Genomic DNA, 24356 nt, shown 5'->3' on the forward strand with positions numbered 1-24356 from the left:
AGCGCGGGGCTAGCGGGTTTGCGGCATGGAGTGTGACCGCGATGCGTGACACCGGCACGGCGGGCGTCTGCCGGGCCGGTGCCCGGCCCCGGCCGTTCGCGCGCGGCGTCGCGTGACGGAAAAGGCCCTGAGGGAGCCTCGGCGCAAACGGAAACGGCCGGGCGCGAGGCCCGGCCGTTCCATTCGTTCTCGCATCCGCCGCCCGAGCAAACCGGCTGTTGCCGGCTTGCGTTCTGCGAAGATTCGCCGGGCGGCGTCGGAGGCTTCGGCTAACCTCAGAAGTCCATGCCGCCGCCCGAGTAAACCGGCTGTTGCCGGTTTGCGTTTTGCGAAGATTCGCCGGGCGGCGTCGGAGGCCTCGGTTAACCTCAGAAGTCCATGCCGCCGCCCGGCATGGACGGGGCCGCGGAGGCGTTCTTCTTCGGCAGCTCGGCGATGAGCGCCTCGGTGGTGATGAGCAGGCCGGCGATGGAGGCCGCATCCTGCAGGGCGGTGCGCACCACCTTGGTGGGGTCGATGATGCCTTCCTTCACCATGTCCACATACTGCCCGGACTGGGCGTTGTAGCCGAAGGTGTAGGCGGCGTTCTCGAGGATCTTGCCCACCACCACCGAGCCGTCGTCGCCGGCGTTGGAGGCGATCTGACGGGCCGGGGCCTGGACCGCCTTGCGGACGATCTCAATGCCGGTCTTCTGGTCGGCATTGTCGACCTTCAGGCCTTCGAGCACCTTCACGGAGCGCAGCAGGGCCACGCCGCCGCCGGGCAGCACGCCTTCTTCCACCGCGGCGCGGGTGGCGTGCAGGGCGTCGTCCACGCGGTCCTTCTTCTCCTTGACCTCGACCTCGGTGGCGCCGCCGACGCGCACGACGGCCACGCCGCCTGCAAGCTTGGCGAGACGCTCCTGGGCCTTCTCACGGTCGTAGTCGGAGGTGGTGGTCTCGATCTGGGCGCGGATCTGGCTGATGCGAGCCTCGATGTCGGCCTTCTCGCCGGCGCCGTCGACGATGGTGGTGTTCTCCTTCTCGATCACCACCTTCTTGGCGCGGCCGAGCATGGAGAGGTTCACGCTGTCGAGCTTGATGCCGAGGTCGTCGGAAATGACGGTGCCGCCGGTGAGGATGGCGATGTCCTGCAGCATGGCCTTGCGGCGATCACCGAAGCCGGGGGCCTTCACCGCGGCCACCTTCAGGCCGCCGCGCAGCTTGTTCACCACCAGGGTGGCCAGGGCCTCGCCCTCGACGTCCTCGGCGATGATGAGCAGCGGCTTGCCGGACTGCACCACCGCCTCGAGCACGGGCAGCAGCTCCTGCAGGCCGGTCAGCTTCTTCTCGTTGATGAGGATGTAGGGATCCTCGAACTCAACGCGCATCTTTTCGGCGTTGGTGACGAAGTAGGGCGAGAGATAGCCGCGGTCGAACTGCATGCCCTCGACCACGTCGAGCTCGGTCTCGAAGGACTTGGCTTCCTCGACGGTGATGACGCCCTCGTTGCCGACCTTCTTCATGGCTTCCGCCAGGAAGGTGCCGACTTCGGTGTCGCCGTTGGCGGAGATGGTGCCGACCTGGGCGATCTCCTCGTTGGAGGTCACGGCCTTGGAGTTGGCGGCGAGGTCCTTGATGATGGCCTCGACGGCGACGTCAATGCCGCGCTTCAGGTCCATCGGGTTCATGCCGGCGGCAACCGCCTTGGCGCCTTCCTTCACGATGGCCTGGGCCAGCACGGTGGCGGTGGTGGTGCCGTCGCCGGCGAGGTCGTTGGTCTTGGAGGCGACCTCACGCACGAGCTGGGCGCCGAGGTTCTCGAAGCGATCCTCGAGCTCGATCTCCTTGGCGACGGTCACGCCGTCCTTGGTGATGCGCGGAGCGCCGAACGACTTCTCGATCACCACGTTGCGGCCCTTGGGGCCGAGCGTCACCTTCACCGCGTTGGCGAGGATGTCCACGCCGCGCAGCACCTTGTCGCGCGCGTCGACGGAGAATTTCACGTCCTTGGCAGCCATGTGCCTTGCTCCTTCAGCTTGGGACGAATGTTCCGGAAATCTTCAAAGGGGCAGGGCCCGCCGGGCGGGCCGCCGCTGGGCGACAGGGGAAATCAGGCGGCCTTCTGGGCGCCGGCCGCGCCTTCGATCACGCCGAGGATGTCGCTCTCCTTCATGATGAGGAGATCCTGGCCGTCGATCTTGACCTCGGTGCCGGACCACTTGCCGAACAGCACCACGTCGCCGGCCTTCACATCGAGGGCGACCAGCTCGCCCTTCTCGTTGCGGGCGCCGGGGCCCACCGCGATCACTTCACCCTGCTGGGGCTTTTCCTTGGCGGTGTCGGGAATGATGATCCCGCCAGCGGACTTCTGCTCGGCGTCGATGCGCTTGACCACCACGCGGTCGTGCAGAGGACGGAAACCCATAGGAGAAACCTCCAGTTGGTTGCTTCTTTTGGAGTCACCGGGCGCTCATGAGCCCGGCCCACGGCCCATCTAGGGGTGGCCAAAAGCTCCCGCAAGGGGGATGGGGAACTTTTTTGGCACTCGGCTTACCCGAGTGCTAGCAGGCGCCAAAATGCTGCGCTGCGAAGAGGTTGGCCGCGGGCAGCGCACGCCGGGGGCGCCGGGCGCTCCGGCCTCCAAGGGCGCACGGCCCTGTCAGCAGTCTTCCATTATCGCTGCTAGTACATTGTTTTTGCAGATGGAAACACTTTTTTGACCTTGGCGGCGCGAGGCTGTTGAGCCGACAATCGATCCTGTCGCCGCCGGAGGAGAAAGGGCCCGGCGGCCCGGTGTCCGGAAGGGGTAGCGTTCACTCGACATTGCATCAGGAGGTCTTGCCGATGACGTCCACAAGTGCATCCGATTCAGGCCGTGCATCCGGTTTGTCGCAGAGTGGTGTTTCCAACGACTTCAAGCTGCAGATGGCGGGTTATGGCCTTGCCACCGCGGAAATTCTCTATCGCATGCCAGATCATCCCTCCGTGCTCCAGAGCTACCTGTGGCAGGAGTACGATCTGTGCCCGAAATTTCCCGAGCTGCACCGCTTCCTGGAATTCTGGCACCGGGAGATCGAGGGGCGACTGCACTCGGTGCGCGTGGCCCATTGCGCGCTCATCAAGCCGGCGGAGATGCGGGCGGTGGACGGCGTGTTCGTGCTGCACTGACCCCGCGCGGGCCAGCAGGCGGCGAACCCGGCGGGCGCCGGGAGGGCGGCGCCCGCCGGACAGAATTGCGTGAGGCGGATCGGGATCGGTTTCACGCGGCGCGCCGGCGTTCTAAAGGTTGAGGGCGGCGGTGAGAGGCGTGCGCGCCCCGCGGGGGTGGGGGCGCACGCCGATCCCGCCGCACCGGAATGGCCCGGCGTGGGCATTCCCGCGTCGCAACGCCGCGCCGGGCTGGTATCCGGGCCCGGCGTGACGGCCGCGCCCTGACACTGCCGCTTTCTCGGTGCTAAAAGGAGCGCCCCCGGCGGAAACACCGCCGCCGGGAGACGCCGTGGAAGAGGCCGCATTGGACCGCCGTACCCCAAGAACGTCCGAACTGCTCGCCGCCGTCCTCTCCGCCCAGGAGGGGGAGAAGGTGGCCATTGGCGATCTCGTCAATGCGCTGCGGAACCGTGCGTTCGGAATCCTCTTCCTCATCTTCGGCATCCCGAACTGCATCCCCATGCCGCCGGGCATACCGGTGATCTGCGGCATCATCCTCGGCCTCATCGGCCTGCAGATGGCCATGGGCCGGCAGGAGCTGTGGCTGCCGGAGAAGATCGCCAACCGCACCTTCTCCCGCGCCATGCTGGAAGCCATCGTCACACGGTCGCGGCCCTGGATCGAGAAGTTCGAGAGCATCTCCCGGCCGCGCTATGAGCAGTTCGCGGGCCCCGCCGCCCGCCGCGTGGTGGGTGCCACTGTGGTGCTGCTGGGCTTCATCCTGCTGCTGCCCATCCCCTTCCTGGGCAACCTGCCGCCCGGCTTCGCCGTGTGCGTGTTCGGCCTCGGCCTCGTGGAGCGGGACGGGCTCGTCATCCTCGCGGGGTTCGGGGCGACGCTCCTCGGCATCGTCATCACGGGGCTGATGAGCTGGGCCATCTGGCAGGGGGCGGTCGCCATCTTCTGAGGCGGCGCCTGTCGCTTCCCCTTGCGTTCCCGCGCCGCCGCTGTAGGAACGCGCCTTCCTTGTTTCCACAAGATCTCTGCAAGCCTGCCACGATGCGTGTCGACGCCTTCGATTTCGAGCTTCCCCCCGAGCGGATCGCCCTGCGCCCCGCCGAGCCGCGTGAATCCGCGCGCCTGCTGGTGGTGCGCCCCGGCGGCGTCCCGGAGCTGGCGGATTATCGCGTGGGCGACCTGCCGCAGTTCCTCCAGCCCGGCGACGCGCTGGTGGTGAACGACACCCGCGTCATTCCCGCCGCCCTGGAAGGCACGCGCACCCGCGAGGCGGCCGGCACGGTGCATGTGGAGGCGACGCTGGTGAAGCGGCTCGATGGCCACCGCTGGACCGCCTTCGCCAAGCCCGCCAAGCGCCTGAGGGAAGGGGACATCATCCGCTTCGGGCGCGAGGGCGGCGCCTGCATGCTCGGCACCCTCGACGCGCGGGTGGAGGCGCGGCGGGAGGGGGAGGTGGACCTCGCCTTCGACCTGTCCGGCCCGGCGCTCGACGATGCCCTGGCCCAGGTGGGCCACATGCCCATTCCGCCCTATATCGCCGCCCGCCGCGCCGAGGATGCGCGCGACCGCACCGACTACCAGACCCTGTTCGCCCGCGTGGACGGCTCGGTGGCCGCGCCCACGGCGAGCCTGCACTTCACGCCCGCGCTGATGGCGGCGGTGAAGGCGCGCGGCGTCGAGGTGGTGACCGTGACGCTGCATGTGGGCCCCGGCACCTTCCTGCCCGTGAAGGCGGACGACACCGCCGAGCACCGCATGCATGCCGAGTGGGGCGAGGTTTCCGCCGAGACCGCAGCCACGCTGAACGCGGCCAAGTCGCGCGGCGGGCGCATCGTCACCGTTGGCTCGACGCCGACGCGGCTGATCGAGAGCGCGGCGGGGGAGGATGGCGCCATCCGGCCCTTCGTGGGCGAGACCGATATCTTCATCACGCCCGGCTACCGCTTCCGCGCGGTGGACGCGATGATGACGAACTTCCACCTGCCCCGCTCCACCCTGGTGATGCTGGTGGCGGCCTTCGTGGGGCACGAGGTGCAGAAGCGCGCCTATGCGCACGCCATCGCGGAGGGCTATCGCTTCTATTCCTATGGCGATGCCTGCCTGCTTCTGCCACAAGCGGCGCCATGACCTTCGCGCCCACCGACAGCTTCTCCTTCGTGCTCTCCGCCACCAGCGGGGCGGCGCGCACCGGCCTCATCCTCACGCCGCGCGGCACCATCCGCACGCCGGCCTTCATGCCCGTGGGCACGGTGGCGACGGTGAAGGGGCTCTATTTCGACCAGGTGCGCGCGGCGGGCGCGGACATCGTGCTCGCCAACACCTACCACCTCATGCTGCGCCCCGGCGCCGAGCGGGTGGCGAAGCTCGGCGGGCTGCACCGCTTCATGGGCTGGGGCGGGCCCATCCTCACCGATTCCGGCGGCTTTCAGGTCATGTCCCTGTCCTCGCTCCGGAAGATGAGCGAGAACGGCGTCACCTTCCGCTCCCATGTGGACGGCACCCATTACGAGCTCACCCCCGAACGGGCGGTGGAGATCCAGGGCCTTCTGGGCTCGGATATCCAGATGCAGCTCGACGAGTGCGTGCGCCTGCCCTGCCCGGATGAGGAGGCCGCGCGCGCCATGCGCCTGTCGCTGCGCTGGGCGGAGCGCTCCAAGCGCGCGTTCGAGGCGCAGCCGAAGGGGCGGGCGCTGTTCGGCATCGTGCAGGGCGGCGCGGTGCCGGCGCTGCGTGTGGAATCCGCCACCGCGCTCGCGGACATGGATTTCCCCGGCTATTCCATCGGCGGCCTCGCGGTGGGGGAGCCGCAGGAGGTCATGCTGGCCATGATCGAGACGGTGGAGCCGCACCTGCCCATCACCAAGCCCCGCTACCTGATGGGCGTGGGCACGCCCGACGACCTTCTGGAGGCGGTGGCGCGCGGCATCGACATGTTCGACTGCGTGATGCCCACCCGTTCGGGGCGCCACGCCCTGGCCTTCACCCGCTTCGGCCGCATCAACCTGAAGAACGCCCGCCACGCCGAGGATCCTCGTCCGCTGGACGAGGAGAGCGACTGCCCGGCCCTGCGGGACTATTCCCGCGCCTACCTCCACCATCTCGTGCGCTGCGAGGAGATGCTGGGCGGTATGCTGCTCTCCTGGGCCAACATCCACTATTACCAGCAGCTCATGGCCGGCGCCCGCGATGCTATCGCCGCCGGGCGCTACGGGGACTACGTGGCGGAGGTGAAGGACGGCTGGGCGCGGGGCGACCTTCCCGTATGGGAAGGTTAGGGCGGCCGAGAGTGATTTCCGCTCGCCCTGGCGCGCGGAAACCACTCCAGGTTATTGAAAAAGCGTGTTTCCTTCACGCGAACCGGTGTCCACTGCGCTTGAAGATGCTCTACAGGAAGCTCTGCGGGTCCACGTCGATCACCACCTTCACGTTGCCGGTGGGCTTGGGCGCCAGATCGCGCCACTTCCTGAGATAGGCCGAAAGGTCCAGCCCGCGCGGCGCGCGCGCCAGGAGGCGCCAGCGATGGCGCCCGCGCAGCACCGCGAGCGGCGCCTCCGCAGGGCCCAGGATGCGCACGTCCGGCACGATCGGCGCGCACGCCGCCAGCCGCCGGGCGTGGGCCTCGGCGGCATGGGCCTCGCTGGCCGAGACGATGATGCCCGCCATGCGGCCGAAGGGCGGAAGCTGCGTTTCCTCCCGCGCCGCGATCTCGGTATCGTAGAAGGCGTCTCGGTCTCCGGTGACGAGGGCGCGCATCACCGGATGCTCGGGGCTGCGGGTCTGGATGAAGCCGCGCCCCTCGGTCTTGCCGCGCCCGGCGCGCCCCGCCACCTGGTGCACGAGCTGGAAGGTGCGCTCCGCCGCGCGCGGGTCGCCCTGGCCGAGGCCGACATCCGCATCCACCACCCCCACCAGCGCGAGGCCGGGGAAGTTGTGGCCCTTGGCGACGAGCTGGGTGCCCACCACCACGTCCACCTCGCCCTTCGTCACCGCGTCGAGCTCGGCGCGCATGCGCTCCACGCCGCCCAGGAGATCGGAGGAGAGCACCAGCGTGCGGGCGGCGGGAAACAGCGCCTGCACCTCCTCCTGCAGCCGCTCCACGCCGGGGCCCACGGCGACGAGGCTGTCCTTGGCGCCGCAGCGCGGGCATTCCTCGGGCACGGGAGCCTGATAGCCGCAATGGTGGCAGGTGAGGCGGCGGCGGAAGCGGTGCTCCACCAGCCAGGCGGTGCAGCAGGGGCACTGCATGCGGTGGCCGCAGGCGTTGCAGAGGGTGAGCGGCGCATAGCCCCGCCGGTTGAGGAACAGGAGGGATTGCCCCCCGGCGGCGAGGGTGTCGTTGATCTCCGCTTCCAGGCGCGGAGCGATCCAGCGCCCGCGCGGCGGGCTTTCGCGCCGCAGGTCGATGGGCGTGAGGCCGGGCACCTTGGCGCCGCCGAAGCGGACGGGCAGGGCGAGGCGCCGGTAGCGCCCGCGCCGCGCGTTCACCTCGGTCTCGATGGACGGCGTGGCGGACGCGAGCACGATGGGCGCCGCGCACAGGCGCGCGCGCACCACCGCCATGTCGCGGGCATGGTAGCAGACGCCGTCTTCCTGCTTGTAGGCGGGGTCGTGCTCCTCATCCACCACCGTCAGGCCGAGATCGTGGAACGGCAGGAACAGGGCCGAGCGCGCGCCCGCCACCACCTTCACCTCGCCCGATGCGACGCCATTGAGAATGCGCGCGCGCCGGCGGGCGGAGACGCCCGAGTGCCATTCCGCCGGCTTCACGCCGAAACGCTGGGTGAAACGATCCAGGAACGCCTGGGTGAGGGCGATTTCCGGCAGCAGGATCAGCGCCTGCCGCCCGTCCCGCACCGCCTGCGCCACCGCCTCGAAATACACTTCCGTCTTGCCGGAGCCGGTGACGCCGTCCAGCAGGAATACGCAGAAAGCATGCGCGGCGACCGCCGCCTTGAGCGTGGCCGCCGCTTCCGCCTGCACATCCGAGAGGGGGAGGGCGGCGTGGCCGGGATCGGGCGGGTAGGCGGCGGGCTCGGGGGGCAGCACCACGGCCTCGAGCGCGCCGTCGTCCACCAGCCCGTCCACCACGGAGGGGGACACGCCGGCCTCGCGCGCCGCCTCGGATTTCCCGCGCACGAAGCCGTCCGCAAGGAATTCCAGCAGCCGGGTGCGGGCGGCCGTCATCCGCTCGGGCCTGCCGCCGGTGGCGCGCACGCCCACCCGCTCGCGGGCCTCGCCCGGCGCCTCGCCGTGGCGCAGCGCCATGCGCAGCACCATGCCGCGGGGGGCGAGGGTGTAGTCGGCCATCCAGTCGATCAGCTTCATGAGCTCGGCGGGCAGGGGCGCGTAGGGCAGCTTCGCCTTCACCGCCTTGAGCTTCTTGGGGTCCAGCACCGCTCCGCCGCCGGCGGCGCGCGGCCACACGCAGCCCATCATGGCGCGGGAGCCCAGCGGCACGTGCACGAGGTCCCCCGGTGAAAGGCTCATGCCGTCGGGCAGGAGGTAGGAATAGGGGGTGTCGAGGCCGAGGGGCAGGAGGACATCGACGGTGCGCGCGCTCATGCCCGTCTTTTGGTCCGCCGGGAACGAAAGGTCAAAGGCCGGGCCGGGAGGCCTGCGGCGTTTTCCCTGTGCCATGCGCGGGGCGGGTGAATTAGTGTAGCCACGGTTCAGCTTGAACGGGAGGCCGCAATGGCCATGTCCTCGACGGAAGCGGGAAGCGCCACCAGGTCCGGGGCGGGGGCAGCGGTCCGCAAGATCGCCCTTGAGGAGCACTTCACGATTCCCGAGCTGGCCGAGCGCTACGTGGCCAAGCCCACCAGCGACGATGCCGTTTTCGCGGACATCGAGCGGCACCTCGTCGATTTCGGGGAGACCCGGCTGGAGGCCATGGACCGGGCGGGAATCGCGCTCAGCGTGCTCTCGGTGACCACTCCCGGCGTGCAGGGGGAGAAGGACGCGGCGTTGGCCATCGCCCTCGCCCGCAAGGCCAATGATGCGCTCGCCGCGGAGGTGCAGAAAAGGCCCGCACGATATGCGGGCTTCGCCCACCTGCCCATGCAGGACCCCGCCACGGCGGCGGAGGAGCTGGAGCGGTGCGTGCGCCAGCTCGGCTTCAAGGGCGCGCTCATCAACGGCCAGACCGGCGGCCACTATCTCGACGCGGACATGTTCCTGCCGTTCTGGGAACGGGCCGAGGACCTCGACGTGCCGGTCTACCTCCATCCGGGGGATATGGTCGACACCCCGGCCATGTTCGCTGGGCGGCCGGAGCTCGGCGGGGCCGTGTGGGGCTGGACCGTGGACACGGCCACCCACGCCCTGCGCCTCGTGTTCGGGGGCACCTTCACCCGCTTTCCGAAGCTGCGGGTCATCCTGGGCCACATGGGGGAGACGCTGCCCTACCTGCTGTGGCGCTTCGACAGCCGCTGGCAGGGCATGGCGGGCGCGCCCCTGCTGCCGGAGCAGCTGCCCTCCGCCATCATCCGCCGCCACATCGCCATCACCACCTCGGGCGTGTGCGATCCCAATGCGCTCGCCTGCGCGGTCGCGGCCATGGGCGAGGACAATGTCATGTTCTCCGTCGACTACCCCTACGAGGATACGCCCACCGCCGCCGCCTTCATCGAGGCCGCCCCCATCCCCGAGGGCGTGCGCGCCAAGATCTGCCATGCCAATGCGGAGCGCATCCTGAAACTGTGACGGTCCGCAAGGGGCGGCGGGCTCTGCCGCCCCTTGCGTTCGCCTTGCGGCCCGTCTACCTCCAGCCCATGAAATTTCTCGATCAAGCCAAGGTCTATGTGCGTTCGGGCGACGGCGGTGCCGGCTGCGTCTCGTTCCGGCGCGAAAAGTTCATCGAGTTCGGCGGCCCCGACGGCGGGGACGGCGGGCGCGGCGGTGACGTGTGGATCGAGTGCGTGGATGGCCTGAACACGCTCATCGACTATCGCTATCAGCAGCATTTCAAGGCCAAGAAAGGCGACCACGGCAAGGGCGCCAACCGCACCGGCGCCAAGGGCGACGACGTGGTGCTGCGGGTGCCGGCCGGCACCCAGATCCTCGACGAGGACGAGGAAACCGTGCTCGCCGATTTCACCGAGGTGGGCCAGCGCATCAGGCTGCTGGAAGGCGGCAACGGCGGCTTCGGCAACGCCCAGTTCAAGACATCCACCAACCAGGCGCCGCGCCGGGCCAATCCTGGCCTGGAAGGGCAGGAGCGCTGGATCTGGCTGCGGCTGAAGCTGATCGCGGATGCCGGTCTCGTTGGGCTGCCCAATGCGGGCAAGTCCACCTTCCTTGCCGCCACCACCGCCGCCAAGCCCAAGATCGCGGATTACCCCTTCACCACGCTCCACCCCGGTCTCGGCGTGGTGCGGGTGGATGGGCGCGAGTTCGTGCTCGCGGATATCCCCGGCCTCATCGAGGGGGCGCACGAGGGGGTCGGCATCGGCGACCGCTTCCTCGGCCATGTGGAGCGCTGCCGCGCCCTGCTCCACCTCGTGGACGGGACCAGCGAGCACGCCGGCAAGGCCTATAAGACCGTACGCGCCGAGCTGGCCGCCTACGGCAACGGCCTCGACGAGAAGCCGGAGATCGTCGCCCTTTCCAAGATCGACGCCCTCTCGCCCGAGCTTCTCAAGCAGCAGAAGGAACGCCTTCGGCGGGCCGCCGGCAAGACCCCGCTTCTGCTCTCCGCCCAGTCGGGGCAGGGGGTGCAGGAGGCGCTGCGCGCCCTGCTTTCCATCGTGGAGGGAGCCCGCGGCGAGGAGAAGGAAGCCGAGCCGCGCGAGCCCTGGCAGCCCTGAGCGGCGGGGCCGCGGCCCCGCCCCTTCACGCATTCCTCTCTTGCCCATTGAATAAACGGACAACCGTTTTATTCTAGCGGCCGTGTCCCCGCGCCGTCCTTTCGGCGCCAACGAAGAAGGGGACCGAGGGAGGAAACACATGCTGCCGAACAGTCCCGCCGGATTCGATTTCGACCTCGGCGAAACCGCGGACATGCTGCGCGAGAGCGTGCGCAATTTCTCGGACGCCGAGATCGCGCCCCGCGCCGCCGAGATCGACCGCACCAACCAGTTCCCGCGGGACCTGTGGCCCAAGCTCGGTGCGCTCGGCCTGCACGGCATTACCGTGGAAGAGGAATACGGCGGCTCCGGTCTTGGCTATCTGGAGCATGTGATCGCGGTGGAGGAGATCTCCCGCGCCTCCGCCTCCGTCGGGCTCTCCTATGGCGCCCATTCGAATCTCTGCATCAACCAGATCCGCCGCAACGGCACCGCCGCGCAGAAGGCGAGGTACCTGCCCAAGCTCATTTCCGGCGAGCACGTGGGCGCGCTCGCCATGTCGGAGCCGGGGGCGGGCTCGGATGTGGTCTCCATGCGCACCCGCGCCGAGAAGAAGGGCGACCGCTATATCCTCAACGGCTCCAAGATGTGGATCACCAACGGCCCCATCGCAGAGACGCTGGTGGTGTACGCCAAGACCGACCCCGCCGCCGGCCCGCGCGGGATGACCGCCTTCCTGGTGGAGAAGGGATTTCCGGGTTTTTCCACCGCCCAGAAGCTCGACAAGCTCGGCATGCGCGGCTCCGACACCGGCGAGCTGGTGTTCCAGGATTGCGAGGTACCGGAAGAGAACGTGCTCGGCCAGGTGGGCAAGGGCGTGAACGTGCTCATGAGCGGACTCGATTATGAGCGCGCGGTGCTCGCCGCCGGCCCCATCGGCATCATGCAGGCGTGCATGGACGTGGTGCTGCCCTATCTCCATGAGCGCAAGCAGTTCGGCCAGCCCATCGGCAGCTTCCAGCTCATGCAGGGCAAGCTCGCCGACATGTACGTGACCATGAACGCCGCGCGCGCCTACGTCTATGCGGTGGCGAAAGCCTGCGATCGCGGCGCCACCACCCGCGAGGACGCGGCCGGCGCCATCCTCTACGCGGCCGAGAAGGCCACCTGGATGGCGCTGGAGGCGATCCAGACCCTTGGTGGAAACGGATACATCAACGATTACCCCACCGGCCGCCTGCTGCGCGACGCCAAGCTCTATGAGATCGGCGCCGGCACCAGCGAGATCCGCCGCATGCTTATCGGCCGCGAGCTGTTCGAGAAGACGGCCTGATACCAAAGGCCCCTGAGTTGACTCATGGGCCTTTGGCTAAGCCCACGCGGCGCTTGAGCGAACCCACTTGGCGCCGGTCAAAGACCGGGGCCGATGGTATGAGGTCCCTCCCGGACCGGCCGGTGTCGCGCCCCCGCGCGGCGCCGGCCGTCGTTTGCCCTTCGCAAGGACGAGGGGGTCGGCTATGCCTGATGGCATCGGGTTAGGGGAGCGCGGCGCATGGATTCGTTCTTCACGATCTCGAAGCTGGCCTGGTTCGTGGCGGCTCCTTCCAATGCGCTGGCCATCGTGCTGGCGCTTGCGGCGCTGGCGCTGCTCGCGGGGCTGCGCCGCGCGGGCGGGGTGCTGCTCACGGTCGGCGTCGCGGGGGTGCTCGTGTTCGGCTTCTCTCCGGCGGCCAATTACATCATGTCGCCGCTGGAGGAGCGCTTTCCCCAGTTCCACGACGATGGAAAGCCCATCACCGGCGTGCTGCTGCTGGGCGGGGCGGAGCTGCCGGACATCGGCCTTGCCCGCGGGCAGCCCGCCTTCTCCGAGGCGGGGGAGCGGGTGATCGCCTTCGCGGATCTCGCGCGGCGGTATCCGGAGGCGCGGCTCGCCTTCATCGGCGGCAGCGGCGCCCTCATTCCCGATGGCCACGGGCGCGAGGCGGAAATGATGCGCCAAAGCCTGGGCGCGCTCGGCATTGACCCCGCCCGCGTGGAGTTCGAGGAGAAGTCTCGCAACACGGCGGAAAATGCCGAGTTCGCCAAGGCGCTGCTGAAGCCCAAGCCCGGCGAGCGCTGGCTGCTGGTGACGAGCGCCTTCCACATGCCCCGCGCCATGGGCTGCTTCCGCGCGGTGGACTTTCCTGTGGTCGCTTATCCCGTGGATTTCCGCACCATCGGGCCGAGCGAGCTGAACGGCCTCTTCTCCCGCGCCGCCAGCGGGCTCGATTTCACGGATGTGGGGGTGAAGGAGTGGGTGGGCCTTGTCGCCTATTACCTCGGCGGCAAGACGCGCACCCTCTTCCCCGGCCCCTGAGCCTCAGTCGTTGCGCGGCAGGCCGAGGCGGTAGACGCCGCGCAGTTCCGCCGGATCGATCACCTTGCCCTTGCGGTAGATGAGGAGGCGCCCGGCCTCGGCGAGGGCGACCGCGCTGCGCCGCACCTGCGGCAGGGCGCGTTGCCAGTGCTCGCCCGGCGCCACCGCCTGGGCCACATCGGCCGGCGCGACCGTGCGTTCGGGGCCGCATGTGGCGGCGAGCTGGAGGATGGCCTGGGTCACGGCCTCGGGGTCGAAGCCGCGCGGGGCATGGGATTCGTCGGGGGTCGCGTAGTGCGAGTCGCTGGTCATGCCCCCTTGGTAGGGGAAAAGCGAAAAAAATGAAGGGGTGCGCCGGTCAGTCCCGCTTTGTTGCACAGCAGCGAAAAAGCACGGCGAAACAAAACGTTATGTTCCGCATCGCCGCAATGTGGCGATTTCGGGATGATTGCGGAGGCATTGCGGCAGCCCCGCTCACATCATGTGACCCCTTGTTTCATGGTTGAGAAAATCCTAAAGGCGAGGCCGTCACGGCACCGCTCCCCATGCGGAGAGGCGCCGAAAACAGGGATATCGTCAGACTTATCATGCACCTGACTGGAACTCGCTCCTGCTGGAGCGTGGCGCGCGCCGCGCTCACCACGTTTTTCCTGGGTGTTGCGGTCGTTTATCTCTTCGGCGGATTCGAGACCGCCGTCGCCCTCGCGAACTGAGGGGCGGCAGCCGTCTTTTTCCGCTCTCCCGAGCCCGGTCGAGGCGGCCTCGCCAGGCAGCGGGACGGCATTTCTTTATCTCTTGCGTCGCCCCGCCAGGCCGGCGCGCGTCTTCGCGTTGCCCTGCCGGTCTTCAAGGCTCATGATGATTTGATGTGCTCGCCCTCGCGGGCATGATCGAGCCTGCACCGGAGGTCGACGCGATGAACGCCTTCGCCCTGCCCGGCGTCGTCCCGGGGTGGCTGGTGCTCGCCGCCGCGGCGGTGGCCGCGGTCGCCGTGTTCGTGCTGCTGTTCAGGGCGCAGAGCTTCCGCCTGCCTGTGCTGGTGCTGGGGCTCATCGGTCTGCTGGTGGTGGGCTACGGCCTGCTGCTGCTCTATCAGAAACAGCTCGCGGAGCAGGCGGTTCGAGAAGAGGGCCGCGCGCTCCAATTGCGCGCCACCCAGCTCGATGGCGCCCTGGCCGCCAGCGGGCTCGCCTGCATCGATACCCTTCCCGACATGGCCGCGAGCTGCGAGGCGGTGGTCTTCGCCCGCCCGCAGACGGTGGTCGCCGCCCGCGCGCTGGTGCGGGCACGGCTGCTGCTGCTCACGGACGCGGATGCGCTGCTGCGGCGCGCGCCGGCGGCCGATCTCGCGGCGCTGGTGGAGGTCTGGCGCCAGCCTTTGGCGCGGGACCCCTTCGGTCTGGTCGCGGAGGTGATGCGGCAGGATTTCTCCTGCACCGACCAGAACTGCGCCCCGGCCCGTCTGCTGGGAGAAGATGCGCCCGCGGTGGCCAACCTTTCCAACCGCAGGTTCGCGGCCGTGCAGGCCGCGCATGCCGCCCAGTGGAGGGCGGCCGGGGACCAGGAGCCCGTCGCGCCACTGCCCCCGCCGGCCGGGGAGACGGCCGCCCCGCAGGCTGTTCCCGCGCCGGCCGCCGAGGAGCGGGGACCGGCTCCGGCGGAAGTGCCGGGGCAGGGCGCTCCCGTCGCGGCAACGGCGCCCGAGGCGTCGCCGCTGCCTGCGGCCGCCGCACCGCTGCCGCCGCAGCGGCCGGCCATTCCCGCCGTCACCCGCGCGCAGCCGGCCGCGCCGCGCCCGCTGCCCCGCCCGCCAGTGCCGCCCGAGGCGCCGGAAAGCACGGGGCAATGACGCTGCGTGGCACGCGGGGATGATCCGCATCCAGCCTCAGCGCGGACGGCGATTTCGTGAGGTATAAGGGGCCATGCCTCTCCATCTCATCAAGCTGTGCGTCGGCGCCACCTCCATCGAGGATCTGCGGAACTGGATCGAGGACCGGCGCGCCGATGCCGCCCGCGCCGGCCTGCCCTTCGAGCAGACCCACGTGACGCGCATGGTGCCCACCCGCATCGCGGAATTGCGCGACGGCGGCTCGCTCTATTGGGTCATCAAGGGCGACGTGGCCGCGCGCCAGCGCCTTCTGGATGTGCGGCCGTTCGTGGATGTAGACGGGGTGCGGCGCTGCGCGCTGGTGCTCGATCCGCAGGTGATCGGGGTGCGGCCCCGTCCGGCCCGCCCCTTCCAGGGCTGGCGCTACCTGAAGGATTCCGAGGTGCCCCGCGACCTCGATTCCGTGGCTGGCGACGGCGCGGCCGCCATGCCGGAGGAGATGCGGCGGGAACTCGAGCAGCTCGGCCTGCTGTGAGCGCTCGGCCGCCGGCTCAATCGAGCACGGCCGCCTTCAGCAGGCAGACCATGAAGGCATGCGCGGGCGCCGGGCCGCGATTGCGGATGATGTGCCGGCGGTCACAGCGGTAGCGTACGGTCTCGCCGTCCTTCACCGTTTCCACCACGCCGCCCACCTCCACCTCCAGCGTACCGCTGACGAGCGTGAGGCATTCCACCGAGCCGCGCTGGTGACCATCGGAATCGAGCTCTCCACCCGGCTCCGCGTGGAAGTCGTAATATTGCAGCCACTCCACGGTCTTGATCCAGCCGATGATGGAGAGGCGGCACAGGCCGTCCTCCGAGACCAGGATGGGCGTGTCGGCGCGCGTGAGCTTCTCCACGAAGGGGGCTTCGTCGGTGGAGGCGAGCACGCGCTCCACGGACATGTCGAGCGCCTGGGAAAGCCGCCACACGGTGGCGAGGGTGGGGTTGGTCTCGTTGCGCTCGATCTGGCTGATGATGGACTTGGCCACGCCCGACTGCTCCGCGAGATCGGACAGCGAGAGGTTGTAGGCCTTGCGCAGCCGCTGGATGGTCTTGCCCAGCTGGCCGGTGATCGCCTGCGCGCCCGATTCGAGGGGAGAGCCCCCGCGGTCCTTCACTGCCATGGCGTGCGATCCTTTCTGCCGAACGCGCGTTCGCTGTTTCGGACGATACCGCGCATTTCGCAGGCCACAAGTGCCTTCGCCTCAGGAGGGCCAGAGGGCGAAGAAATGGTGCACCGGGCCATGCCCGGAACCTACCGCGAGCCGGTCGGCGGCATCGATGGCGCCGGTGATGTAGGCCTTCGCCGCCGCGACCGCCGACACCAGGTCATCTCCCAAGGCCAGCCGCGCGGCGATGGCGGAGGACAGGGTGCAGCCGGTGCCGTGGGTGTTGCGGGTCGCGTGCCGGGGCGCGGCGAAGCGGGAGACGCCGGAGGGCGTGACGAGCAGGTCCACGCTCTCGGTGCCGACGCCATGCCCGCCCTTCATCAGCACCGCCCGCGCCCCGGACGCCATCAGGCGCAGGGCCTGCGCGTGCATTTCATCTTCGTCGGCGGCCGGGGAAACCCCGAGCAGGGCGGCCGCCTCGGGCAGGTTGGGGGTGATGAGGTCGGCGCGGGGCAGAAGGTCGGCGATCAGCGTGGCGACCGCTTCATCCGCGAGCAGCCGCGCGCCGGAAGCGGCCACCATCACCGGGTCCAGCACCACCGGCCGCGCGCCGTGGCGGTCGAGCCCGGCGGCGACCGCGCGGATGGCGCCGGGACGCGAGAGCATGCCGATCTTCACCGCCTTCACCGCGAGGTCGCCGAACACCGCGTCCATCTGGGCGCCGATGAAATCGTCCGGCACGTCATGGATGGCGGTGACGCCCAGGGTGTTCTGCGCGGTCAGGGCGGTGATGACGCTGGCGCCGTAGACCCCGAGCGCGGAGAAAGTCTTCAGATCGGCCTGGATGCCGGCGCCGCCGCTGGAGTCGGAGCCGGCGATGGTGAGGGCGATGGGCGGCGCGGAATGGGGCAAGGCGCGGACCTCAGCTGGCGAAGGGGCGTCGAGCCCGCACGCTTAGAGCGTTTTCGAGCGAAGTGGAAACCGGTTCGCGTGAAGAAAGCGTGCCAACTCAAGAATCTGGAGCATTCTCCGCCGGCGCTGAATCCCGAAAGATCATGGGGGAGGGGAGATGGGGGCGCATCCGGCCTGGTGCGCACTTGCGTCGGGAGGCGCTTTTGTCCACCTTGGCGGCGCCGGCCGGAGCGTGGCGCCGCCGCGCGCCCGGCGGTTTCCAAGCGGAGTGCGCCGTGATCCCCTTTTTCGTTCAGATCAAGTGCCAGCTCGGCAAGTCCTACGACGTGGCCGACGCCATCGCCGATGCCGAGATCGCGTCCGAGATCTATTCCACCGCCGGTGATTTCGATCTCCTGGTGAAGTTCTACGTGGAGCCCGGCACCGACATCGGGCAATTCGTGAACCAGAAGGTGCAGACGATCGCCGGCATCCAGGACACCCGCACCATCATCACCTACAAGGCGTTCTGAGGCGCGCCGGGGGTGTCCGCCGCGCGCGTTTGCGGTGGCGGCGCGCACGGGCTATCTGTTTCCCGGCGGGAGCGCGCATCTTAAGATGCGCCGATCAGGGGAAGATGGATGAGCCTGGCCTACCGGCCGGATATCGACGGCCTGCGGGCCGTCGCTGTCGGCAGTGTTGTTCTTTTTCATGGCGGGTTTTCGCTGTTCAGCGGCGGATTTGTCGGCGTCGACGTGTTCTTCGTCATTTCCGGCTTCCTCATTACCTCCATCCTGGCGGAGGACATGGAGAAGGGCCGGTTCTCGCTGGTCGAGTTCTACGACCGCCGCATCCGGCGCATCCTTCCGGCCCTGTTCCTGGTGCTGGCGGCCACCACCCTCCTCGGCGCCTTCATCCTGCTGCCGAACCAGATGGAGGACCTCGCCCGCTCGCTCATTCCCGCGACCCTGTTCTACGCGAACGTCCACTTCATGGGGCTCGAATCCTATTTCGCCCCGGCGGTGGAGGAGATGCCCCTGCTGCATCTGTGGTCGCTGGCGGTGGAGGAGCAGTTCTACATCGTCTTCCCGCTGGTGCTGTTCGTCTTCATGCGCCTGGGTGGAAAGCGGCTGGCGGTGGGTGGGCTGCTGCTGCTCGCCCTCGCATCGCTCGTATTCTCCCAGCTGGAGCTGAGCGAGGCGCCGCGCCGGGCCTTCTTCCTCCTCTCCTCCCGCGCGTGGGAATTGCTGGCGGGCGCGCTGCTGGCGCTGGCGCCGCTGCCGCGGGTGGGGCCGCGCATCGCGGCCGGGCTCGGCGCAGTGGGGCTGGCGGCGCTGCTTGTGCCGGTGTTCTTCTATGATCGCCACACGACCTTTCCCGGCATCGCCGCCCTGCCGCCGGTCCTCGGCGCGGTGCTGCTGATCTATTCGGGGCGCCATGCCGCCGGTGCGCCGGTGGCGCGGCTGCTGAGCCTGCCGGCCATGGTCTATGTGGGGCGCATCTCCTATTCGCTCTATCTGTGGCATTGGCCGCTGCTGGCGCTGGTCTTCGTATACCGCGGCCGGGCGCCGACACCCCTGCTGGCAATGGCGGTGATCGCGGTGTCGGTGGCGCTCTCGGCACTGTCGCTGCGCTATGTGGAAACGCCGCTGCGGCGCCGGGAGGTGCTCGGCGGGCGCCGCATCGCGCGGTTCGCGGCCGCTGCTGCTGTCATGCTGCTGGCCGTCGGCGGCGCGTGGGGGATCGAGATGCGCGATGGCCGGCTCTGGCCGCTCTCGCCGCGGGGCCTCAAGGCGGAGGCTGTGATTCGCCAGGCGCAGGCCCTGACCATCTGCAACACCTCGGACGCCTTCATGCGCGGCACCGCGACCTGCACGGTCACGCCGCCCGGCGCCGGCAGCGCGGTCGATGTGGTGGTGTGGGGCGATTCCCACGCCCGCTCGGCCTTCCAGGGCCTCGCCGAGATGGCCGCCGAGCGGGGAATGAGCAGCCGCCTGCTGACGCTGTCCGGCTGTCCGCCGCTGGTGGGGGTGTCGGCGCCCATCGTTGCCGACGATATCGTGGCGTGCGATGCGTTCAACGCCGCGGTGATGGCGGAGATCGAGAAGATCCGGCCCAGGCTGGTGGTGCTGGTGAGCCGCTGGTCGCTGTGGACCACCCACGCGCGCGGCAACTACGCCCTGACCATGCCCGATCTGCCGGCCGCTCGGGTGCCGAGCCCCGAGGGCAGCCGCGCGGCGTTTCCCATCGCCCTGCGCAGGACCCTGGAAGACATCCGCAAGGCGGGGGCGAAGGCCCTGGTGCTGGGGCAGGTGCCGGAATATCTGCACGCGCCGGCGGGCTGCGTGGTGCGGGCCGAATATTTCGGCCGGGATGCCTCCGGCTGCATGACCCAGCCGGTCAAGGAGATGGAGCGGATCCTCAATCCCGCCAACACCCAGATCCGCAAGGTTGTCGACGAGGTGCCCGGCAGCGGCGCGGCGCTGCTCTCGCAGGTCTTCTGCAACGAGAAGGAATGCCGGGCCGGAGACGGTGACGCCTTCTACTACAGCGACGCGAATCACCTTTCGCTCGATGGATCACGCCGACTGCGGGACGACGCGTCCATCCGGGCCGCGGTGTGGGCGCTGCTGGGCCTCTCGCCGCCGCCCGCGCGCGCCGAGCACGCCGCAGGCGACGCACCACCAGCGTCTTCCTATTAGGGTACGGCGCATGCCGTTAGCCCGATAGGGCTGCGGCGGGGCGCTGCTCGCGGCCGCGATATCGGGTTCGTCCGCAATTTGCCGTTGCGGCAGGCACGGGCTATTCCTTAACCATCGGTGAAGGCGCGCTTTCGGGGGCGCGGATCTGGGGGCGGAAAGGATGAGTCTGGCCTATCGGCCGGACATCGACGGTTTGCGCGCCGTCGCTGTCGGCAGCGTGGTGTTGTTTCACGCCGGGTTCTTGCCATTGCGGGGCGGGTTCGTCGGCGTCGATGTGTTCTTCGTGATCTCGGGTTTTCTCATCACCTCCGTTCTGTTGCGGGACATGGAGGCGGGTGCTTTCTCGCTGATCACCTTCTGCGACCACCGCATCCGGCGGATCTTTCCGGCGCTGCTGGTGATGCTCGTGGCGGTTTCCGCCATGGCCGCGCTGGTGCTGTCGCCGCGGGCGCTGCGGCAGTTTGCCGAATCGGTGCCACCCTCCATCCTGTTCGTCGCGAATTTCCATTTCGAGGATGCGCTGGATTATTTCGGCCCGCGCGCCGAGGAGGCGCCGCTGCTGCACCTGTGGTCGCTGGCGCTGGAGGAGCAGTTCTACATCCTGTTCCCGCTCGCGCTTCTCGGGGCGGTGCGGCTGGCCGGGCTCAAATGGTCCGCTGCCCTGTTCGCGGGCATCGCCGCCGCCTCGCTCGCCTATGCGGTTCATGCGCTGAAATCGGAGCCCATGGCCGCCTTCTTCCTGCTTCCCAGCCGGGCGTGGGAGCTTGTGGCCGGAGCGGTGCTCGCCCTCGTGCCCTGGCGGCGCCCCTCGCCCGCCGTGGCGGAGGGGCTCGGATGGGCGGGGCTGCTGTGCATTCTCATTCCGGTCTTCGCCTATGACCGGCACACGCCGTTTCCGGGCCTCGCGGCGCTGCCGCCGGTGCTTGGCGCCGCGGCGCTCATCCTCGCCGGGAGCCATCACCCGCATGGCTTCGTCACCCGGCTGCTGAGCCTGCGGGCGCCGGTCTATGTGGGGCGCATCTCCTATTCGCTCTATCTGTGGCACTGGCCGCTGCTGGTTCTGGCTGTCGCGTACCTGGGCCGTGGGCTGGGAGGATGGGAGGCGGCCGGAATCGTCGCCGTCTCCGTCGCGCTCTCGGCTCTTTCGCTCCGCTTCGTGGAGACGCCGCTGCGCCGGCCCTGCGCGCTGGGCGGGCGGCGTGCCGTGCGGATGGTCGCGGCGGGCACCGCCATCGCCCTGGTGGCGGGGCTCACCTGGGGCTTCGAGAGCTATGGAAGCCGGCTGTGGCCGGTATCTGCCCGGGCAGCGGCGGCCGAGGCCGCGATGGCCGACCGCGCCCCGTTCCATCGCACCTGTGTGAATACGCCCCGCAAGTGGAACGGGACTCTGTCGGGGACGCTGGAGAACTGCTCCATCGGGCCCGATGGGGCGGCGGGCGGATACGAGGTGATGGTGTGGGGCGATTCCCATGCGGATGCCGTGTTTCCGGGCATCGGCCCCATCGTCGCCGGCCTCGGGCACACCGCGCGGCTGACCTTCATGCCGGGATGTCCGCCCCTTCTGGGCGGGACCGTCCATCGGGCGAAGGTCCCTGCGGCCGCTTGCGCCGCCTTCAACGCGGCCGCGCTCGAAGAGATCGTGCGGATGCGGCCCCAGCTCGCCATCCTGGTGGGCCGCTGGAGCATGTGGACACACCACGCGGGCAGTGAATTCGCCCTGACCAGCGACGAGGTGGAGGGCGGCGGCGAGAAGTCCGCCGCCGCGACCGCACGCGTGTTCCGCCACATGCTGGCGCGGACGGTCGAGACCTTGAACGCGCATGGCATCAGGGTGCTGCTGCTGGGCCAGCCGGCGGAGTTCGTGCCCGCGCCGCCGAAATGCGTGCTGGAACGCGAGCTGGCCGGGGAATCCTCGTCCGCCTGCCTGTCGCAGGGACGGGGGGATGCGGTGGCAGCCATCGGTGCGGGAAACGACGCCCTGCTGGAAGCGGCCGCTCCGGGCGCCGATGCCACCGTGTTCCAGCTTTCGGAGATCTTCTGCCGCGGCGACACCTGCATCGCCGGAGACGAGGAGCGCTTTTACTACTCCGACACGGATCACCTTTCCGCCACCGGAGCCCGCGAGCTGGAGAAGGACGCGCGGCTTCAGGCGCTCATCGCCTCGCTGCTGACGCCGGGCCTGGAGGCGAGCGCGGAGCCCCGCTGAGCGGGGCTCACTCGTCGCCGAGCAGGCTCGCGAGCTTCAGCGCCACGCCGCGCGAGCCTTCCACCTTCAGCCGCCCGGTGGAAAAGGCGAGCATGGCGCCGAGCCGTCCGGCCACCAGCTTGTCCAGCGTGTCGGAGGAGAGCTTGAGCACGGCATCGGCATCGCCGTCGCCTTCCTCCAGGCTGGCGGTGCCGTCGGAGGCATCGAGCATGAGGGAGACGTCCTTGTCGGTCAGGTCGAAGCGCACCTTGTAGCCGAGCGTGCCGAGCGCATCGGCGCGCGCGTGCATGGCTTCGATCAGGGCGGGAACATCGGCCATCGGAAACACCTCTCAAAAGGGCCGCCCCGGCGGGACGGGGCGGGAAAGTTGGTGGAAACGGCGCCGGGAGGCGTCAGAACATGGCTTCTTCAAGCCCCATCGTGGCCGCCTTGCCGGCCTTGATGGCACCCCACAGGGCCGCCACCTCCGGCAGCAGCTTCTCCATGTAGAAGCGGGCCGTGGCGATCTTCGCGTCGTAGAAGGCGGCATCGCCGTCCGCGCCAAGGCGCTTCTCGAATGCCACTTCCGCCATGCGCGCCCACATGTAGCCCAGCGCCACCAGGCCGAAGAGGCGCAGGTAGTCGGTGGCGGCGGCACCCGCCTCCTCCGGATCCTTCAGGCCCTTCTCGGCGATGTGGGCAGTGGCGAGCTGCAGGGCGCCGAACGCCTTGCCGAGCGGCGCCACCAGGGGGCCGAGATCGTCGTCGTCCATCTTGGCGTCGATGTAGGCGAGCACGGGGTGGAAGAAAGCGCGCAGGTAGCGTCCCATGTGCGCCGGCAGCTTGCGGCCCACGAGGTCCAGCGCCTGCACGCCGTTCGTGCCCTCGTAGATCATGGCGATGCGCGCATCGCGCACATACTGCTCCATGCCATGATCACGGATATAGCCGTGACCGCCATAGACCTGCATGCCCATGGAGGCGGAGGCGAAGCCGAGATCGGTGAACAGCGCCTTCACGATGGGGGTCATGAGGGCGGTAAGGTCCTCCGCGCGCCGGCGCTCCTCGGGATCGGCGGAGTGCTCCATCAGGTCGAGCGCGCGCGCCACCCAGCCGCCGAGGGCGCGGCATCCCTCGTTGTAGGCGCGGATGGTCATCAGCGTGCGCCGCACGTCGGGGTGCACGATGATGGGGTCGGCCGGCTTGTCGGGATGCTTGGCGCCGGTCAGCGACCGGCCCTGCAGGCGCTCCTTCGCATAGGCCACTGCCGCCTGATAGGCCGCCTCGCCCAGGCCCAGGCCCTGGGTGCCCACGGAAAGGCGCTCCGAGTTCATCATGGCGAACATGGCGCGCATGCCCTTGTGGGGCTCGCCCACCAGCCAGCCGGTGGCGTCGTCGAAGGACATCTGGCAGGTGGAGGAGCCATGGATGCCCATCTTGTGCTCGATGCCCGTGCAGAGCACGCCGTTGCGGGGGCCGAGCGTGCCGTCGTCCTTCGGCAGGAACTTCGGCACCAGGAACAGGGAGATGCCCTTGATGCCCTTGGGCGCGTCCGGCAGGCGGCCGAGCACCAGATGGATGATGTTCTCGGTGAGATCCTGCTCGCCGGCCGAGATGAAGATCTTGTTGCCGGTGATCTTGTAGCTGCCGTCCTCCTGCGGCACGGCGCGGGTGCGCACCAGGCCGAGATCGGTGCCGCACTGGGGCTCGGTGAGGCACATGGAGCCGGACCACACGCCTTCCACCATCTTGGGCAGGAAGCGGTCCTTCAGCTCATCGGAGGCGTAGGCCTTCAGCGCCTCATAGGCGCCGTGGGTGAGGCCGGGGCAGATGCCGAAGGCGAGGTTGCCCGAGCACAGCATCTCCTCCACCAGCTTGTTCACCGAGGCCGGCAGCCCCTGGCCGCCGTATTTCGGATCGCAGGCGATGCCGTTCCAGCCGCCCTCGATGAAGGTCTGGTAGGCTTCCTTGAAGCCCTTCGGCGTGCGCACCACGCCGTTCTCATAGGTGCAGCCCTCCTGGTCGGCGCTCTGGTTCAGCGGCGCGAGCACTTCCGTGACGAGCTTGGCGGCTTCGTCCAGCACCGCGTCGATGAGATCGGGCGTGACCTCCTCCAGGCCGGGGAGGGTGCCCAGCTCGGCGCTGCCGTGCAGCTCGTGCAGCACGAAGCGCATGTCGCGGAGCGGGGGGGTATAGACCTGCATGGCGTTTGCTCCCGAATATTCCGGTGATGCCTCCCGCGCGGGGAGGGCGGGGTGGGGGCCTTGCGCCCGCTTCACCCCGCTTGTCGTTTTGTGGGAAGGGCTTTT

21 protein-coding genes are annotated in these 24356 nt (G+C 69.2%); 13 read left to right on the top strand and 8 right to left on the bottom strand.

What is annotated here, in order from left to right; all coding sequences use genetic code 11:
* Positions 1-368: 368 nt before the first annotated feature.
* Entirely contained in the window at positions 369-2000 is a 1632-nt protein-coding gene (gene groL, locus V5F75_RS13530; protein WP_394034479.1) for a chaperonin GroEL, read from the bottom strand.
* 92 nt (positions 2001-2092) lie between these two features.
* Positions 2093-2407, bottom strand: coding sequence for a co-chaperone GroES (gene groES, locus V5F75_RS13535; protein WP_393988308.1), 315 nt, complete (start codon positions 2405-2407; stop codon positions 2093-2095).
* A 500-nt stretch (positions 2408-2907) separates the two neighbouring features.
* On the opposite strand from groES, the gene V5F75_RS13540 reads away from it, so the two are divergent.
* From V5F75_RS13540 to tgt, 4 genes are all read left to right on the top strand, one after another.
* The gene (locus tag V5F75_RS13540) at positions 2908-3150 is read left to right on the top strand and encodes an usg protein (protein ID WP_394034704.1); all 243 of its coding nucleotides are present in this window, start codon (positions 2908-2910) and stop codon (positions 3148-3150) included.
* Between the two features lie 331 nt (positions 3151-3481).
* On the top strand, positions 3482-4099 hold the full coding sequence (locus tag V5F75_RS13545) for an exopolysaccharide biosynthesis protein (protein WP_509212075.1): 618 nt from the start codon (positions 3482-3484) through the stop codon (positions 4097-4099).
* Positions 4100-4191: 92 nt separating this feature from the next.
* Positions 4192-5277 (top strand): tRNA preQ1(34) S-adenosylmethionine ribosyltransferase-isomerase QueA, encoded by a 1086-nt coding sequence (gene queA, locus V5F75_RS13550; RefSeq protein ID WP_394034477.1) that lies wholly within the window; start codon positions 4192-4194, stop codon positions 5275-5277.
* A complete protein-coding gene (gene tgt, locus V5F75_RS13555; protein WP_394034476.1) occupies positions 5274-6425 on the top strand; it encodes a tRNA guanosine(34) transglycosylase Tgt in 1152 nt (383 codons plus the stop codon). The genes queA and tgt overlap by 4 nt, the downstream gene beginning before the upstream one ends.
* Positions 6426-6534: 109 nt before the next feature.
* Here the strand turns inward: tgt and V5F75_RS13560 are convergent, their stop codons facing one another.
* Positions 6535-8712 (bottom strand): primosomal protein N', encoded by a 2178-nt coding sequence (locus tag V5F75_RS13560; RefSeq protein ID WP_394034475.1) that lies wholly within the window; start codon positions 8710-8712, stop codon positions 6535-6537.
* Between the two features lie 135 nt (positions 8713-8847).
* Here V5F75_RS13560 and V5F75_RS13565 point away from each other — a divergent pair, with 135 nt between their 5' ends.
* The 4 genes from V5F75_RS13565 to V5F75_RS13580 all read left to right on the top strand — a co-directional run bounded on the left by V5F75_RS13565 (position 8848) and on the right by V5F75_RS13580 (position 13290).
* On the top strand, positions 8848-9852 hold the full coding sequence (locus tag V5F75_RS13565) for an amidohydrolase family protein (protein WP_509212076.1): 1005 nt from the start codon (positions 8848-8850) through the stop codon (positions 9850-9852).
* Positions 9853-9920: 68 nt separating this feature from the next.
* A complete protein-coding gene (gene obgE / locus V5F75_RS13570; RefSeq protein ID WP_394034703.1) occupies positions 9921-10955 on the top strand; it encodes a GTPase ObgE in 1035 nt (344 codons plus the stop codon).
* 139 nt (positions 10956-11094) lie between these two features.
* On the top strand, positions 11095-12267 hold the full coding sequence (locus V5F75_RS13575) for an isovaleryl-CoA dehydrogenase (protein ID WP_394034473.1): 1173 nt from the start codon (positions 11095-11097) through the stop codon (positions 12265-12267).
* Between the two features lie 219 nt (positions 12268-12486).
* Positions 12487-13290, top strand: a complete 804-nt coding sequence (locus tag V5F75_RS13580) for a YdcF family protein (protein WP_394034472.1) — start codon at positions 12487-12489, stop codon at positions 13288-13290.
* 3 nt (positions 13291-13293) lie between these two features.
* On the opposite strand, the gene V5F75_RS13585 is transcribed toward V5F75_RS13580, so the two are convergent.
* On the bottom strand, positions 13294-13602 hold the full coding sequence (locus V5F75_RS13585; protein ID WP_394034471.1) for a DUF3253 domain-containing protein: 309 nt from the start codon (positions 13600-13602) through the stop codon (positions 13294-13296).
* Positions 13603-14158: 556 nt separating this feature from the next.
* On the opposite strand from V5F75_RS13585, the gene V5F75_RS13590 reads away from it, so the two are divergent.
* Entirely contained in the window at positions 14159-15139 is a 981-nt protein-coding gene (locus V5F75_RS13590; protein WP_394034470.1) for a hypothetical protein, read from the top strand.
* Positions 15140-15212: 73 nt separating this feature from the next.
* Complete coding sequence (locus V5F75_RS13595; RefSeq protein WP_394034469.1) at positions 15213-15653, top strand: DUF1489 family protein; 441 nt, start codon at positions 15213-15215, stop codon at positions 15651-15653.
* Between the two features lie 16 nt (positions 15654-15669).
* On the opposite strand, the gene V5F75_RS13600 is transcribed toward V5F75_RS13595, so the two are convergent.
* Positions 15670-16284 carry a helix-turn-helix domain-containing protein gene (locus V5F75_RS13600; protein ID WP_394034468.1) on the bottom strand — a complete coding sequence of 205 codons (615 nt, stop codon included), beginning with the start codon at positions 16282-16284 and terminating at the stop codon, positions 15670-15672.
* Positions 16285-16365: 81 nt separating this feature from the next.
* Positions 16366-17181: a bifunctional hydroxymethylpyrimidine kinase/phosphomethylpyrimidine kinase gene (thiD, locus tag V5F75_RS13605; RefSeq protein ID WP_394034467.1), complete on the bottom strand. Its 816-nt coding sequence runs from the start codon at positions 17179-17181 to the stop codon at positions 16366-16368.
* A 275-nt stretch (positions 17182-17456) separates the two neighbouring features.
* Between thiD and V5F75_RS13610 the strand changes: the two genes are divergently transcribed.
* The 3 genes from V5F75_RS13610 to V5F75_RS13620 all read left to right on the top strand — a co-directional run bounded on the left by V5F75_RS13610 (position 17457) and on the right by V5F75_RS13620 (position 22068).
* Positions 17457-17693 carry an Lrp/AsnC ligand binding domain-containing protein gene (locus tag V5F75_RS13610; protein WP_394034466.1) on the top strand — a complete coding sequence of 79 codons (237 nt, stop codon included), beginning with the start codon at positions 17457-17459 and terminating at the stop codon, positions 17691-17693.
* A gap of 108 nt (positions 17694-17801) precedes the next feature.
* Positions 17802-19862, top strand: coding sequence for an acyltransferase family protein (locus V5F75_RS13615; RefSeq protein ID WP_394034465.1), 2061 nt, complete (start codon positions 17802-17804; stop codon positions 19860-19862).
* A gap of 160 nt (positions 19863-20022) precedes the next feature.
* The gene (locus tag V5F75_RS13620) at positions 20023-22068 is read left to right on the top strand and encodes an acyltransferase family protein (protein WP_394034464.1); all 2046 of its coding nucleotides are present in this window, start codon (positions 20023-20025) and stop codon (positions 22066-22068) included.
* Positions 22069-22075: 7 nt separating this feature from the next.
* Here V5F75_RS13620 and V5F75_RS13625 read toward each other — a convergent pair whose 3' ends face one another.
* Positions 22076-22387 carry an SCP2 sterol-binding domain-containing protein gene (locus tag V5F75_RS13625; protein ID WP_394034463.1) on the bottom strand — a complete coding sequence of 104 codons (312 nt, stop codon included), beginning with the start codon at positions 22385-22387 and terminating at the stop codon, positions 22076-22078.
* A gap of 73 nt (positions 22388-22460) precedes the next feature.
* Positions 22461-24251 (bottom strand): acyl-CoA dehydrogenase C-terminal domain-containing protein, encoded by a 1791-nt coding sequence (locus tag V5F75_RS13630; RefSeq protein WP_394034462.1) that lies wholly within the window; start codon positions 24249-24251, stop codon positions 22461-22463.
* Positions 24252-24356: the final 105 nt, after the last annotated feature.

Origin of the sequence: Xanthobacter albus, assembly GCF_043194895.2 — a bacterium.
Lineage (GTDB): Bacteria > Pseudomonadota > Alphaproteobacteria > Rhizobiales > Xanthobacteraceae > Xanthobacter.